At 68.5% G+C, this 13,072-nt stretch carries 13 protein-coding genes; 10 read left to right on the top strand and 3 right to left on the bottom strand.

Annotated elements, in window-relative coordinates:
• Window positions 1-129: 129 nt before the first annotated feature.
• The 3 genes from AB5J53_RS40390 to AB5J53_RS40380 all read left to right on the top strand — a co-directional run bounded on the left by AB5J53_RS40390 (window position 130) and on the right by AB5J53_RS40380 (window position 2,348).
• Window positions 130-1,197, top strand: coding sequence for an alkene reductase (locus AB5J53_RS40390; RefSeq protein ID WP_369250559.1), 1,068 nt, complete (start codon window positions 130-132; stop codon window positions 1,195-1,197).
• 171 nt (window positions 1,198-1,368) lie between these two features.
• Entirely contained in the window at window positions 1,369-1,503 is a 135-nt protein-coding gene (locus AB5J53_RS40385) for a hypothetical protein (protein WP_369250558.1), read from the top strand.
• 272 nt (window positions 1,504-1,775) lie between these two features.
• Entirely contained in the window at window positions 1,776-2,348 is a 573-nt protein-coding gene (locus AB5J53_RS40380; protein WP_369252775.1) for a TetR/AcrR family transcriptional regulator, read from the top strand.
• 483 nt (window positions 2,349-2,831) lie between these two features.
• Here AB5J53_RS40380 and AB5J53_RS40375 read toward each other — a convergent pair whose 3' ends face one another.
• Entirely contained in the window at window positions 2,832-3,494 is a 663-nt protein-coding gene (locus AB5J53_RS40375) for an alpha/beta fold hydrolase (RefSeq protein ID WP_369250557.1), read from the bottom strand.
• 842 nt (window positions 3,495-4,336) lie between these two features.
• Between AB5J53_RS40375 and AB5J53_RS40370 the strand changes: the two genes are divergently transcribed.
• The 3 genes from AB5J53_RS40370 to AB5J53_RS40360 are packed head-to-tail and all read left to right on the top strand — an operon-like array spanning window position 4,337 to window position 6,515.
• Window positions 4,337-5,401 carry a Rieske 2Fe-2S domain-containing protein gene (locus AB5J53_RS40370; protein ID WP_369250556.1) on the top strand — a complete coding sequence of 355 codons (1,065 nt, stop codon included), beginning with the start codon at window positions 4,337-4,339 and terminating at the stop codon, window positions 5,399-5,401.
• A complete protein-coding gene (locus AB5J53_RS40365; RefSeq protein ID WP_369250555.1) occupies window positions 5,398-5,583 on the top strand; it encodes a hypothetical protein in 186 nt (61 codons plus the stop codon). Before AB5J53_RS40370 ends, AB5J53_RS40365 begins: the two co-directional genes overlap by 4 nt.
• Window positions 5,580-6,515: a 2Fe-2S iron-sulfur cluster-binding protein gene (locus AB5J53_RS40360; protein WP_369250554.1), complete on the top strand. Its 936-nt coding sequence runs from the start codon at window positions 5,580-5,582 to the stop codon at window positions 6,513-6,515. The genes AB5J53_RS40365 and AB5J53_RS40360 overlap by 4 nt, the downstream gene beginning before the upstream one ends.
• Here AB5J53_RS40360 and AB5J53_RS40355 read toward each other — a convergent pair.
• The gene (locus tag AB5J53_RS40355) at window positions 6,466-7,290 is read right to left on the bottom strand and encodes an IclR family transcriptional regulator C-terminal domain-containing protein (RefSeq protein WP_369250553.1); all 825 of its coding nucleotides are present in this window, start codon (window positions 7,288-7,290) and stop codon (window positions 6,466-6,468) included. The two genes, AB5J53_RS40360 and AB5J53_RS40355, sit on opposite strands and share 50 nt — an antisense overlap.
• Before the next feature lie 219 nt (window positions 7,291-7,509).
• Here AB5J53_RS40355 and AB5J53_RS40350 point away from each other — a divergent pair, with 219 nt between their 5' ends.
• Genes AB5J53_RS40350 through AB5J53_RS40335 form a run of 4 tightly spaced genes read left to right on the top strand, consistent with a single transcriptional unit; the run spans window position 7,510 to window position 10,893 of the window.
• The gene (locus AB5J53_RS40350) at window positions 7,510-8,481 is read left to right on the top strand and encodes an ABC transporter substrate-binding protein (RefSeq protein WP_369250552.1); all 972 of its coding nucleotides are present in this window, start codon (window positions 7,510-7,512) and stop codon (window positions 8,479-8,481) included.
• Complete coding sequence (locus AB5J53_RS40345; protein WP_369250551.1) at window positions 8,478-9,251, top strand: ABC transporter permease; 774 nt, start codon at window positions 8,478-8,480, stop codon at window positions 9,249-9,251. The genes AB5J53_RS40350 and AB5J53_RS40345 overlap by 4 nt, the downstream gene beginning before the upstream one ends.
• Entirely contained in the window at window positions 9,248-10,066 is an 819-nt protein-coding gene (locus AB5J53_RS40340) for an ABC transporter permease (RefSeq protein ID WP_369250550.1), read from the top strand. The genes AB5J53_RS40345 and AB5J53_RS40340 overlap by 4 nt, the downstream gene beginning before the upstream one ends.
• A gap of 20 nt (window positions 10,067-10,086) precedes the next feature.
• Window positions 10,087-10,893, top strand: coding sequence for an ABC transporter ATP-binding protein (locus AB5J53_RS40335; RefSeq protein ID WP_369250549.1), 807 nt, complete (start codon window positions 10,087-10,089; stop codon window positions 10,891-10,893).
• Here AB5J53_RS40335 and AB5J53_RS40330 read toward each other — a convergent pair.
• Window positions 10,865-13,036: a discoidin domain-containing protein gene (locus AB5J53_RS40330; protein ID WP_369250548.1), complete on the bottom strand. Its 2,172-nt coding sequence runs from the start codon at window positions 13,034-13,036 to the stop codon at window positions 10,865-10,867. The two genes, AB5J53_RS40335 and AB5J53_RS40330, sit on opposite strands and share 29 nt — an antisense overlap.
• Window positions 13,037-13,072: the final 36 nt, after the last annotated feature.

The following is a 13,072-nucleotide window of genomic DNA, read 5'->3' as shown; positions in this document are numbered from 1 at the left end:
CGGCAGGGGTCATGACGAGTCCCCCATCGGGCCCCAAGCAGGACGGCCCGGTCCTCCCGCTCGGCTGATCACACCTACGGCCGGCCCCCGCCCTCAGCGATCGACTACTCATCATCTGAGGAATCACCCATGCTCAACGCCCTGTGGAACCCGACCGTCGCCGGAGAGATCTCCCTGCCGCACCGGCTCGCCATGGCCCCCCTGACCCGAAGCCGGGCCACCCCCGACGGCGTGCCGACCGAGCTCAACGCCGAGTACTACGCCCAGCGCGCCTCGCACGCGCTCATCATCACCGAGGGCACCCAGCCCTCCGCCGACGGCCAGGGCTACCCGGTGACCCCGGGCATCTACACCGAGGAACACATCGCCGGCTGGCGCAAGGTCACCGACGCGGTACACGAGGCCGACGGACGCATCGTCATCCAGCTCATGCACGTCGGGCGCATCTCGCACCCGGACAACACCCCCCACCACCGGCAGCCGGTGGCACCCTCCGCGATCAAGCCGGCCGGCCAGACGTTCACCCCGTCCGGGCTCCAGGAGATGCCGGAGCCGCGCGAGCTGTCGACAGCGGAAGTCGCTGTGACGGTCGACGACTTCCGGCGTGCCGCCGCGGCCGCCATCTCGGCCGGCGCCGACGGCGTCGAGATCCACGGGGCCAACGGCTACCTGGTCAACCAGTTCCTCTTCCCCAGCACCAACCAGCGCACCGACCAGTACGGCGGCTCCCTCGACAACCGCATCCGTTTCGCGGTGGAGGTCGCCACGGCCGTGGCCGACGAGATCGGCGCCGGCCGCACCGGCATCCGAATCTCTCCCGGCAACCCCTTCCAGCTCAACGACCTCACGGAGAGCGATCCCCACGAGCTCTACCCGCACCTCCTGCGCGCCCTCGCTCCCCTCAACCTCGCCTACCTGCACATAGGACACGGCGGCGACGAGGAACTCCTGCACACCCTCCGGAAGCTGTGGCCGACCACGCTGCTCCTCAACCGGGGCGGTGCCGATCTCTCCACCCGCGCCAAGGACATCGAAGACGGCCTGGCCGATGTGGTCACCGTCGGCACCATGGCCCTCGCCAACCCCGACCTCGTCGAGCGCGTACGCTCCGGCGCACCCCTGAACACCCCGGACCCCGCCACCTTCTACGGCGGCGGCGCGACCGGCTACACCGACTACCCCACCCTCGCCGCCTGACGAAGGACCGCGCGTCCGGGCGAAATCATCGCCCTCGCATGCCTGGAACAGGCCTACGCCGCACGGTGGTGACGACCCGAGGAGTAGCGCCGTCACCACCGCGCCCGTAGGCATTTCCCTCGCACCCTCGAGAGGGAGACACACCGAAAAGAGCATGCGGTTGCTGGAACCATGGGCAAGAAGGAGGTCCGCCCGGGCTGCCAACTGCGCCTGGTCCAGGGCGGTTTGACAGCCCTTGCTGACAACGTCGCCGATGGCCCGCACCGTGCCCGTGTCATGGAAATGGACGTTGCTGATCCCGCGTGACGCGACCAAGGAGTCCGACGCTTCGACGACTTCCACCACCACATCGGCCTGTCGGAGGCGTTCCCAGTGACCTTTCCGGAAGTTGATCTCGGCCGGCATCCCGAAGGCCGTCCCACTGAGCCAGTGGGGCGAAGCATACGTACTCGGCCCCGAGGGTCCCGTCCGGAGAACCGGCACCCGAATGGCGTGCCGATCGTAATATTACGTACATCAGGTCATGGATTAGGCTTGACTGCGAGGCATCGGTCTTACGGAGCGAACGGAGGATGCTCGTGGTGCGCTACGCCAAGGAGCACAAGCAGGCGACGCGGCAACGGATCATCGAGACGGCGGGCCACCGATTCAAGCAGGACGGCATCGACGGCTCGGGCATCTCCACCCTCATGTCGGATGCCGGGCTCACCAACGGAGCCTTCTACGCCCACTTCGCATCCAAGGACGACCTCGTCGCCAACGTCGTGACCGACCAACTGCGCACACAGGTCGCGGGGTACGGCACTCTGCGGCCCGGCCGCCAGGGTCTCGAAGACCTGGTTCGCGAATACCTGTCGCCTGGGCACCGGGACCACCCCGGCGACGGATGCCCCTCCGCCGCGCTGCTCGACGAGATCAGCCGCTGCGGGGACGAGACGCAGCAGGCTTACACCGACGGCGCACGAGACATCGTGGACGAGATCGCCGCCCGCCTGAAGCCTGCGAATCCGCAGTCCGCCCGGGGCAAGGCCATCGGGCTCTTCACCATGATGGTGGGCACGTTGCAGCTCTCCCGAGCCCTCTCCGACCAGAAGTTCTCAGACGAGGTCCTGGCGCAGGGGATCGAGAACGCCCTCTCCATCATGCGCTGAGGGGAACCGTTCACGGCCTCGCACAACGCCGCCGAGGGCAACGGCCGCGAGGCTGGAAGCCGCCCGATGCGGCGGTCACGGCCAGCGGAATCACGATCATCGCGGACTGCGGCCATCCAAGGGAAACGCCATCGCCCGCGCCACGAGGCTCGTCCCCGCGTCGACCACGCCCTCGCCCGGCTGACGGACGGGGGCGGCCGGGCGTCCACCAGGCCAAGCCCAGCCTCACCGGGATGCCCGGGAGATAAGCAGGGCTGCACCTTCCGGAGGGTCTGCCCGACTCGCTCATACCCGGGGCGCCACGGCCCTGAGGCGACACCCCCCGTCTCATACGGCGACCGCGCTCGACGCCTACTACCGTTCGAGGAACTCGAGAGCCGTCTGCACGAACTGTCGGTGGAACTGGAAGATGCCGCCGTGACCGGCGTCGGGGTAGATCACCAACTCGCCGTTCGGCACCCGCCTCGCCAGGTCGGCCGAGTTCTACGACGGAACCATCCTGTCGCTCTCACCGTTCGCGACGAGCACGGGCTGATGGATGACGGAGAGATCGTGGGGCTGCTCCATCCCCCAGCGATGAATGGCCTTGAGCTGAGCACCGTACGACGTGAGCGAGATCGCCTTGTCCCTGTCGTCGGTACGTTCCTTCAACCGGGCCAGGAACTCCTTGCCGGCCCGACGCCCGCCCGCGGTGCGCGTGAAGAAGAGGAACTGCTTCGGGTCCTGAAGGGTGAGCAGCCCACGGACAGTGTCGAAGTGGGACAACCGGCTCACGTTCTTGATGCCCTCACCGCCGGCCGGGCCGGTACCCGTGAGGATCAGCTTGCGGACGAGCTGCGGTTCGGTCTGCGCGATCACCTGGGCGACCATGCCGCCCATCGAGAAGCCATGGAGATCGACGTACTCGAGCCCGAGCGCCCGGATGAAGGTGACGGCATCCTTCGCCATCGCCTGAATGGTGCGCGGAGTCGTACCGGTAGAGGCGCCGACGCCCCTGTTGTCGAATGTGATGACCGAGTCCGTCCAGCACTCCGCAGACCTGACGGCCGCTACCGCAACGCCGGCCGGCCCGACCTCACCGTCAACGGCAAGAACGCCAACGACCAGGCACTCTCTGCCGCGCCGCCCAGCGACTTCGTCCGGCATTGGAAACGCCACCGCCAAGTCCCGCACGCTCAGCGTCAACACACCTACGGCTGGCACGTACGCCACGTCGGCTGAACGGATGTCCCTGGGCAAACGCGACGAACACACCGGCACTGCGTCCCGCGTGTCGTCACCCTTCCTTGCAGAGCCATCGTCGACACCGGCATGTCTACCTGCCCGACGGTTCCACACTCCACGCAGCGGTGTCTCAGCGTGAGAGCCGGACTGCCCGGCACCGCCACCAGCGACTGCCGGCCGCCCGCTTGGGCAAGATCCGGACCAGGTCCGGGCCAGCTGACTCAACGAGGAGCCACAAGCGCGCAATTGACCTGGTAGGCGGCCTGCCACGCTGGTACCACCAGCAGACCAAGAATCTGTTCGCGTACATCCTCAGGACCACACGCTCAGCAATTGTTCTCACGCCGCCTGACACCACGCCACCTCAACTTGCTCCTGACCTGGAACTACGCGCAGGACAGGCGAAAGATTGGCAAGTTCGACCCGGATTCGACCCCAGGACCTCTCAACGCGGAAGTGATCATGTCTGATCTGCAACGATGCAACTTCTGCCGGTGTACCAACAGTTACGGCGCAACAATCGATAGAAAATGCTCAAACTTCCTACATATCGAAAAGCGGATGCACCAAGCTGACGCAAACCACCGGCGGAAACGCTTAGCGATGTCGCCGGCTCAGCGCACTCCTGATTTCACTCCCGCAGACGATCCCCTGCCCTGAACAGGCAGTCTTCCCAGTCCCTTCCGTGAGGCGGAAGAGGTCTTGCGGTGCCGCGACGCCCTTCCGGACGATGTCGCCATCGCCCAACGACGGGAGCCGCAGCCATGCCGCACATGACCGCCTTCGCCAGGAACCAGTGGTACGTCGCCGCCTACTCGCACGAGGTCGGGCGCGAGCTGCTCGGCCGGACGATCCTCGGGGAGCCGCTCGTCTTCTATCGCACCGAGGACGACGGGACGGCCGTCGCCCTGTCCGACCGCTGCGTGCACCGTCGCTTCCCCCTCTCGGAGAGCCGGCTCGACGGCGACAGGATCGTGTGCGGGTACCACGGGTTCACGTACGACACGTCGGGTGCCTGCGTGTATGTGCCCGGCCAGAAACGGATACCGCGCACGGCGCGTGTCGCCTCGTACCCGGTCGTCGAGCAGGACTCGTTCGTATGGGTCTGGATAGGCGACCCGGCCCTCGCCGACTCGGGGACCATCCCGCGCGCCCGTCACATGGACTCGCCGGACTGGACCACGGTCTGCGGTATGGAGCCCATCGACGCCGACTACGGGCTGCTCGTCGACAACCTCCTCGACCTCTCCCACGAGACGTATCTGCACGGCGGCTACATCGGCACGCCCGAGGTCGCCGAGACGCCCATCACCACCGAGGTCGACGAGGGCGCGGGCATCGTGCGGGTCAGCCGGCACATGGACGACGCCGAGTGTCCGCCGTTCTACGCCCGCTCGACCGGCATCGAGGGCCGTATCACGCGCTGGCAGGACATCGAGTACTTCGCCCCGTGCCTGTATCTGCTGCACAGCCGGATCGCGCCGGTCGGGGTGCTGCCCGAGGCGGACGGCAGCGACCCGAACGCCTTCCACACCGAGATCACGTACGCGATCACGCCGTCCGGCGACGGCAAGGTGTACGACTTCTGGGCGGTCTCCCGGGACTTCGCCCGCGACGACGCCGAAGTCACCACGTTCCTGAGGGACTTCAACCACACCGTCGTGATGCAGGACGTCGACGCGCTCAACCTGCTGCAGCGGACGCTGGGCACCGAGCGCACCGGCTACCAGGAGCTGAGCATCAACATCGACACCGGCGGTCTCGCCGCCCGTCGCATCCTCGCGCGTCTGGTCGAGGAGGGCGAGAAGCCGATGGAGAAGGTCCAGTGACGAGCCCGACCGGCGAGATCTACCGCGTCGACTGGCTCCCGGGCACCGACATCCTGCACGGCACCTGCCACTGCGGCGCCGAGCACACCGCCCAGGACCCGATCGAGATGTGGGAGTGGATGCTCGCCCACCCCGAAGGACACGCACCGCAAGGCCACGCACCGCAAGGACACAGGTCATGACCTCGTACGAAGCCGAACTCGTCGTCGAGCGGCGGGAGTCCGCGGCCGACGGCGTGCTCGCCCTCACCCTGCGCCACCCGCTCGGCGAGGAACTCCCCTCCTGGGAGCCGGGCGCCCACATCGACGTCGTGCTCGGGCCGGACCTGGAGCGGCAGTACTCGCTGTGCGGTGATCCGTCGGACCGTCGTGCGTGGCGCGTCGCGGTGCTGCGGGAGCCGGACGGGCGCGGTGGATCCTCGTACGTGCACGAGCAGTTGGGCCAGGGCGACAAGGTACGCGTACGCGGTCCGCGCAACCACTTCGCCCTGCAGCCCGCGCCCCGTTACCGCTTCATCGCGGGCGGCATCGGCATCACGCCGATCCTGCCGATGCTGGCCGCGGCGGAGGCGGCGGGCGCGGAGTGGACGCTGCTCTACGGTGGTCGGACGCGCGACTCCATGGCGTTCGCCGAGGAGCTGAGCCGGTACGGGGACCGGGTGCGGATCGCGCCCCAGGACGAGACGGGGCTGCTCGACCTGGCGTCCGTGCTCGCCGGGGTCCCCGAGGACACGCTCGTCTACTGCTGCGGTCCCGGGCCTCTCCTGGACGCGGTGGAGGAGGCGTGCCCGAGCGGGCTGCTGCACGTCGAGCGCTTCCAGCCGAAGGTTCAGGAGAGTGGCCAGGACCGCGAGTTCGAGGTCGTCCTGGAGCGCACCGGCCGCACGCTGACCGTCCCCGCCGATGCCTCCGTCCTCGACACCGTGCGGGCCGCCGGTGTCGAGGTGCTCTACTCCTGCACCGAGGGCACCTGCGGGACCTGCGAGACGGACGTCCTGGAAGGGACCCCGGACCACCAGGACTCGGTACTCACGGACGAGGAGCGGGAGGCCGGCGAGACGATGCTCATCTGTGTGTCCCGCTGTCTCGGGAAGCGGCTGGTGCTGGACCTGTGAGCCGCAGGTCCCGGAGGTCCGCCTCGATGCGGGCCACGGTCGCCAGCAGGTGGGGCAGCAGATCGCGGCGTACGGACGCCACCGAGTTGCGGCTCGCGTGCACCGGGATGTTCACCGCCGCCACCACCTCGCCGTCCCGGTCCCGCACCGGGGCGGCGACCGAGCGCAGCCCCTCCTCCAGTTCCTGGTCGACGATGGCGTATCCCCGACGTCGTACGCGGCTCAGTTCCGCTTTGAGCAGTTCGGCCGAGACGATGGTGTGCGCCGTCAGGGGCCGCAGGTCGGCGCGGGCGAGCCGGGCGTCCACCTCCTCGTCCGGCAGATGGGCGAGGATCACCCGGCCCACGGAGGTGACATGGGCGGGGAAGCGCGTGCCGACGGTGATGCTCGCGGTCATGATGCGACGGGTGGGCACGCGTGCCACGTACACGATGTCGTCGCCGTCGAGGACGCAGAGCGAGGACGACTCCCCCACCCGGACGGCGAGTTGCTCCAGATGCGGTTGGGCGAGCTCCGGCAGCGTGCTGCCGGAGAGGTAGGCGTAGCCGAGCTCCAGCACGCGCGGGGTGAGCCGGAACATCCGGCCGTCCGTGTGGACGTATCCGAGGTCGACGAGGGTCAGCAGGAAGCGACGGGCCGCCGCGCGGGTGAGGTCGCAGGCGCGCGCGACCTCACTGAGCGTCAGTTCCGGGTGGTCGGCGCCGAAGACGCGGATGACGGCGAGACCGCGTTCGAAGGACCGGACGAAGTGGGGCGCGCGGGCTGCTGCAGGCATCGTCGCCTCCAGGTGGACACGGGGACACACGGAGCGCACTCTCCGCATGCGCTGGGAGCACGCCCTTCGCGCAGGCCGGGAGCACACCTCAATAACTGTCAACAATATTGTTAGCCAAAGGCATTGACCCCGCCAGACGCGGGCTCTACCTTCGCGCTGAGCACCATTGTGCGGTGTGCGCACACCTGTCGGAACACTGTCGTCTGCACAGGAGGAGCCATGCGTCGTCTGCTCGCCGTTCTCGCGGCCGGAGCCTTCCTGGTCGCCGCGTCGGCCTGTGGCTCGTCCGACGGCGGTGGCGCCTCGGACAAGAACGCGTCGTCCGGCGGTATCACCACGGTCAAGGTGGGGATCATCCCCATCGTCGATGTCGCCCCCCTCTACCTGGGCCAGGAGAAGGGCTTCTACAGCAAGCGTGGCCTGAAACTGTCCATGACGACCGCGCAGGGCGGCGCGGCGATCGTGCCGGGCGTCGTCAGCGGCCAGTTCCAGTTCGGGTTCTCCAACATGACCTCGCTGATGATCGCCCAGTCCAACAGCGTTCCCGTGAAGGCCATCGCCAACGGCGTCGCCTCAACGGGCGTGTCGGGCAAGGACTTCGGCGCCATCACGGTGAAGAAGGGCAGCTCCATCAAGTCGGCGAAAGACCTCGAGGGGAAGAAGGTCGCCGTCAACACGCTGAAGAACATCAACGAGACCGCCGTGCGCGAGTCGGTGCGCAAGGCGGGCGGCGACGCGTCGAAGGTGAAGTTCGTCGAGCTCGCCTTCGACCAGATGCCCGCCGCCCTCGACAGCGGCCAGATCGACGCCGCCATGGTGGTCGAGCCCGCACTCGCCACCGTCAAGAGCCAGGGCGGCACGGAGATCGCCTCGTCCCTGGTCGACGTCGCCAAGGACCTCACCGTCGCGATGTACTTCACCTCGACGCAGTACGCGCAGAAGAACCCGGACCTGGTGAAGAAGTTCCAGGAGGCCACCGCGGATTCCCTCGCCTACGCCGACGCCCACCCGGACGAAGTGCGCCAGGTCGTCACCACCTACACGAAGATCCCGACGGCGGTCCTGGCGAAGGTGACCCTGCCGAAGTGGCCGGCCGAGCCGAACCGCGCGTCCATCGAGGCGCTGGAGAAGCTGGGCGAGCAGGACGGGCTCTTCAAGTCGACGCCCGATCTGGACAAGCTGCTGCCGTGAGGGGTGCCAACGCCGCACTGGGTGCGGCCGGGCTCGCGGCCTTCCTCGCGCTGGGCGAGGCGGTGCCGCGGCTCGGTCTGATCAAGGAGGACTACTTCCCGCCGACGAGCCGCATCGCCAAGGCTCTCGGCACCGAGCTCGCCGACCACGCCTTCTGGACCGCCCTCGGCGACACCCTCACCGGCTGGGCGCTCGGCCTGGCGATCGCGGTGAGCGCCGGCATCCTGGTGGGCGTCGTGATCTCGGTCGTGCCCCACCTGCGCGAGGCGACCGCCTCGACGATCGAGTTCCTCCGCCCGATCCCCTCGGTCGCCCTGATCCCCCTCGCCGTCCTCCTCTATGGCACCGAGCTCCGCTCCGTGCTCCTCCTCGTCGTCTACGCCTCCTTCTGGCAGGTCCTCATCCAGGTCATGTACGGCGTCCAGGACGTCGACCCGGTCGCCGACGAGACGGCCCGCTCGTACGGCCTGGGCACTTGGGCGCGCGTCCGTCACGTACTCTGGCCCACGGCACTGCCGTACGTCATGACGGGCGTCCGGCTGGCCGCAGCGGTCGCGCTCATCCTCACCATCACCGCCGAACTCGTCATCGGCGCACCAGGGTTGGGCGCGCGCATCGCGCTCGCCGAGACCTCGCAGGCCGTGCCCGAGATGTACGCGCTGATCGTGGTCACCGGTCTGCTCGGGCTGCTGATCAACGTGGGCGCGCGCACGGTGGAGCGGCGGGCGCTGGCCTGGCACCAGTCGGTGCGCGGGGAGGTGACGGTGTGAAGCGCGAACCGCTCGCGGGCCCGGGGCGTGGCGCCGTCCGGCGCGCGCTGCTCCGGTTGCTCTTCGTCGTCGGCCTGCCCGCCCTGCTCGTCGTGGGCTGGTGGCTCGCCTCCGACGGCAGTACGAACGTGTACTGGCCGCCTCTGCGCACGATCCTGAAGACCTTCCCGGACGTCTGGACGGGCGAGCGGCTGCGCGCAGACCTGCTGCCGAGCATGGAGCGGCTGCTCGGCGGCTACGCGGCTGCGGCCGTCGTGGGCGTGGCGCTGGGCACGGTCATCGGCTCGTACCGGAAGGTGCGGGCCGTGTGCGAACCGGTCCTGGAATTCCTGCGCGCGGTCCCGCCGCCGGTCCTCGTCCCGGTCATCATGCTGTTCGCGGGCATCGGCGACACCATGAAGATCGTCGTGATCGCGAGCGGCTGCGTCTGGCCGATCCTGCTCAACACGGTCGAGGGTGTGCGCGCGGTCGACTCCGTGATGTCCGAGACGGCGCGCTCGTACGGCATCACCGGCGTCGCCCGGCTGCGCAGCCTGATCCTGCGCTCGGCGAGCCCGCAGATCTTCGCGGGCCTGCGCCAGGCCCTGTCCATCGGCATCATCCTGATGGTCATCAGCGAGATGTTCGCGGCCAGCAACGGCCTCGGCTTCACCATCGTCCAGTTCCAGCGCGGCTTCGCGATCCCGGACATGTGGACCGGGATCCTCGTCCTCGGCCTGCTCGGTTTCCTTCTCTCGGTCGTCTTCCAACTGGTCGAGCGCCGGGTGCTCGACTGGTACCACGGTCTGCGGGCAGCGTCCCGGCGGTCCCCGTGAAGCTCGCGAAAGGTCGGTCCATGCTCGACGTACGTGGCCTGAAGAAGGTCTACGAAGGTTCCGGGCGCCGGGTGGAGGCGGTACGGGACCTCACCTTCACCGTGGAGGCGGGCGAACTCGTCTGCCTCGTCGGCCCGTCGGGCTGCGGCAAGACCACGCTGCTGAAGTGCGTGGGCGGGCTGCTGACACCGACGGCGGGAGAGGTGTCGCTGGCGGGCCACCGGGTCAGCGGACCACCGCCGGGCATGGCGTTCGTCTTCCAGGAGTATGGGCGGAGTCTGTTTCCCTGGATGCGGGTGCAGGAGAACGTCGAACTTCCTTTGAAACAGAAGCCGTTGAGCAAGGCACGGCGCCGTGAGCTGGTCGCGGACGCGCTGGAATCGGTCGGGCTCACGGATGCCGCGGGGGCCTATCCCTGGCAGCTGTCCGGCGGGATGCAGCAGCGTGTCGCCATCGCCCGCGCGCTGGCGTACGAGCCCGATGTGCTGCTGATGGACGAGCCGTTCGCGGCGGTCGACGCGCAGACGCGCGCCGATCTGGAGGACCTGGTGCGCGGGCTGTGGCGGCAGCGCCAGATCACGATCCTGTTCGTGACCCATGACATCGACGAGGCCGTCTACCTGGGCGAGCGCGTACTGATCCTCTCCGCCTCACCCACCGTCGTACAGGAGCAGTTGAAGGTCGATCTGCCCGACGAGCGGGACCAGTTGCACACACGGGTCACCCCGCGCTTCGCCGAGCTGCGGACCCATGTGTACGAGCAGATCCAGGCGGCGAAGCGCGGGACGACCTCGGACATCACGACAGATACGCCTCCACCTCACTGAACTGCGCGGCCGGCCAGCCGGTGTTGGCGGTCACGTTCAGCCGGAGGTAGCGCAGGTTCGTTCCGCTGGGCAGGGGCACCGTGACCGTGTTCCCGGTGGCCGGGTCGAAGCGGTAGTCCTTCGAGGCCACGACCGTCGAGTACGCCGAGCCGTCCGTGCTGCCCAGGACCGACAGGGTCTGCGTGCGCGCCTGCCAGGCCGTGGCGGGTGGCAGTTTCAGAACGAGGCGGCGGGCGGCCAGGGTCGAGCCCAGGTCGACCGTCCAGGCCTGTGGGAAGGCGTTGTTGGTGGACTCCCAGTAGGTGTTCGCGTCGCCGTCGACCGCCTTGCCCGGCGTGTAGACGTCCTGCGAACCGGTGGCGGTGGCCGGGCGGCCCTTGGCTAGATTGCGGGCCGGATCGGGGTCGGGGTTCCCGGAGCCGGGCTGCGGCCAGGTGGAGCAGTCCGCCCAGGTGCTGTCCCAGCCGGAGTTGCCACCGCCGTTGGTGAGCGTGAAGCTGCCGGAGCCGGTCGGGTACGGGCAGTTGTAGACGCCCGCCGCGCCCACGCCGGTCGCCTGGACATTGCTGAATTTCGCCGCGCCCTGCGACTCGGCCTGGACGACGACCGTGCCGACCTTGTTGACGGTGGCGCCGTCGACGGTGATGTTCTTGGTCGCGTAGCCGTGACCGCCGCCCGACACGAACTCGAAGGCGCTGTACGGGCTGTCGCTGACCGTCGTACCCGTGATGTTGACGGTCGCCTCGATGGCGCTGTCGTACGAGTCGACGCGCAGCGCGCCCATCGGGTGGTTCCAGTTGGGGTTCATCGCGCCGGTACGGACGAGGGTGTTCCCGGAGACGGTGATGGTCCCGGCGAGCGGGGAGAAGGGGTCGAGGAACTTCTGGTTGGAGATCGCGATGCCGCTGCCGAGGGCGTTGGTGTCGGCGATCAGGTTGTTCCTGACCGCGATGTCGGTGCCGCCGTAGATCGCGATGCCGTTGGCGAGGTTCGGCTGGGTGATGGTGTTGTTCTCGAAACTGCTGTTGGTGTCCGGCGAGTAGAGCGACCACATGGCGAGCGCGTCGTCGCCGTTGTTGCGCAGGAAGTTGTTCCGGACGCGGACACCGCGCGCGTTGCCGTTGAGGTTGAGGCCGTCGGCGGTGGTGTCGAGGATGCGGTTGTTCTCGACCACGAGGTTGTCGTTGTTGCCGGTCAGCCAGAGGCCGACCTTGAGGTGCTGGAGCCACATCGCGGAGACTGAACTCCCAGGACCCAGCGAGCCGTTGACGAAGTTGTCCGGGTTGGAGTCGACGCGCTCGGTGACCTCACCGATCACCGCGAAGTCCTTGAGGTGCACACCGCCTGAGGAGCTGGTCTGGTCGATGAAGCGCGAGGTGTGGACGACGGAGTACCAGCTGCCGGCGCCTTGCAGCGTGACGTTCTGGACACCGCTGAGCGAGGACGTCACCTTGTAGTCGCCCGGCGGGATCCACACGACGCCTCCTTGCGCGGCGGAGATCGCGTCCCGGAAGGCCTGCGTCGAGTCGCCCTGGCCGCTGGGGTCGGCGCCCTTGTCGGTGACGGACACTGACCCCGCGGGCCGGGCCGCGGCTGCGGCCACCTGTTCGAAGTCGGCGACGTCGACGGTGACCTGGGTGTTCGTCGCCTGGAAGGCGACCTTGTCGCCCGCCTGCACGTTCTGGCCGAGCAGTAGCCGGGCGTTGTCGAAGAAGTGGTGGGTCTTGGCGCCGGCGATCCAGGAGGTGTCGACGTATGAGTACTTGGAGGTGACGGTGAGCGTCTTGGCGAGTTTGACGCCGTTGACGTAGACGTCGAGCGTGCCCGACTGGCCGTCGGGGACGCTGTAGGAGACGTTCACCGCGTTGGAGGCGCGCGGCGCGGTGAACTCGACGCGCTGGCCCGCGCTCAGCCGTACGCCCTGCCGCCCGGAGGCCTCCGATGCGAGGGTGCCCTGGGTGTAGTCGGGGCCGATCTTCGTGCCCGTGGAGGTGGCGGACTCGGCCTCCACCGAGGTGAAGGGCAGGTCGGCGCCCGCGGCCGTCACCGCGGAGTGGGCGGTGGTGGCGCTGAGCATGCCGGCGGCGAGGGCGACGGCCACCGCGGCCGCTACTGCCGGCATGCGCCTGACAGATCTGGACATGTGCTGATCCCTTTCGTGTGGGGGTTCCGGGATAGC

The organism is Streptomyces sp. R41, assembly GCF_041053055.1.
GTDB lineage: Bacteria > Actinomycetota > Actinomycetes > Streptomycetales > Streptomycetaceae > Streptomyces.
The sequence above is the reverse complement of the archived record's forward strand: the minus strand, read 5'-3'. Positions and strand labels throughout refer to the sequence as shown.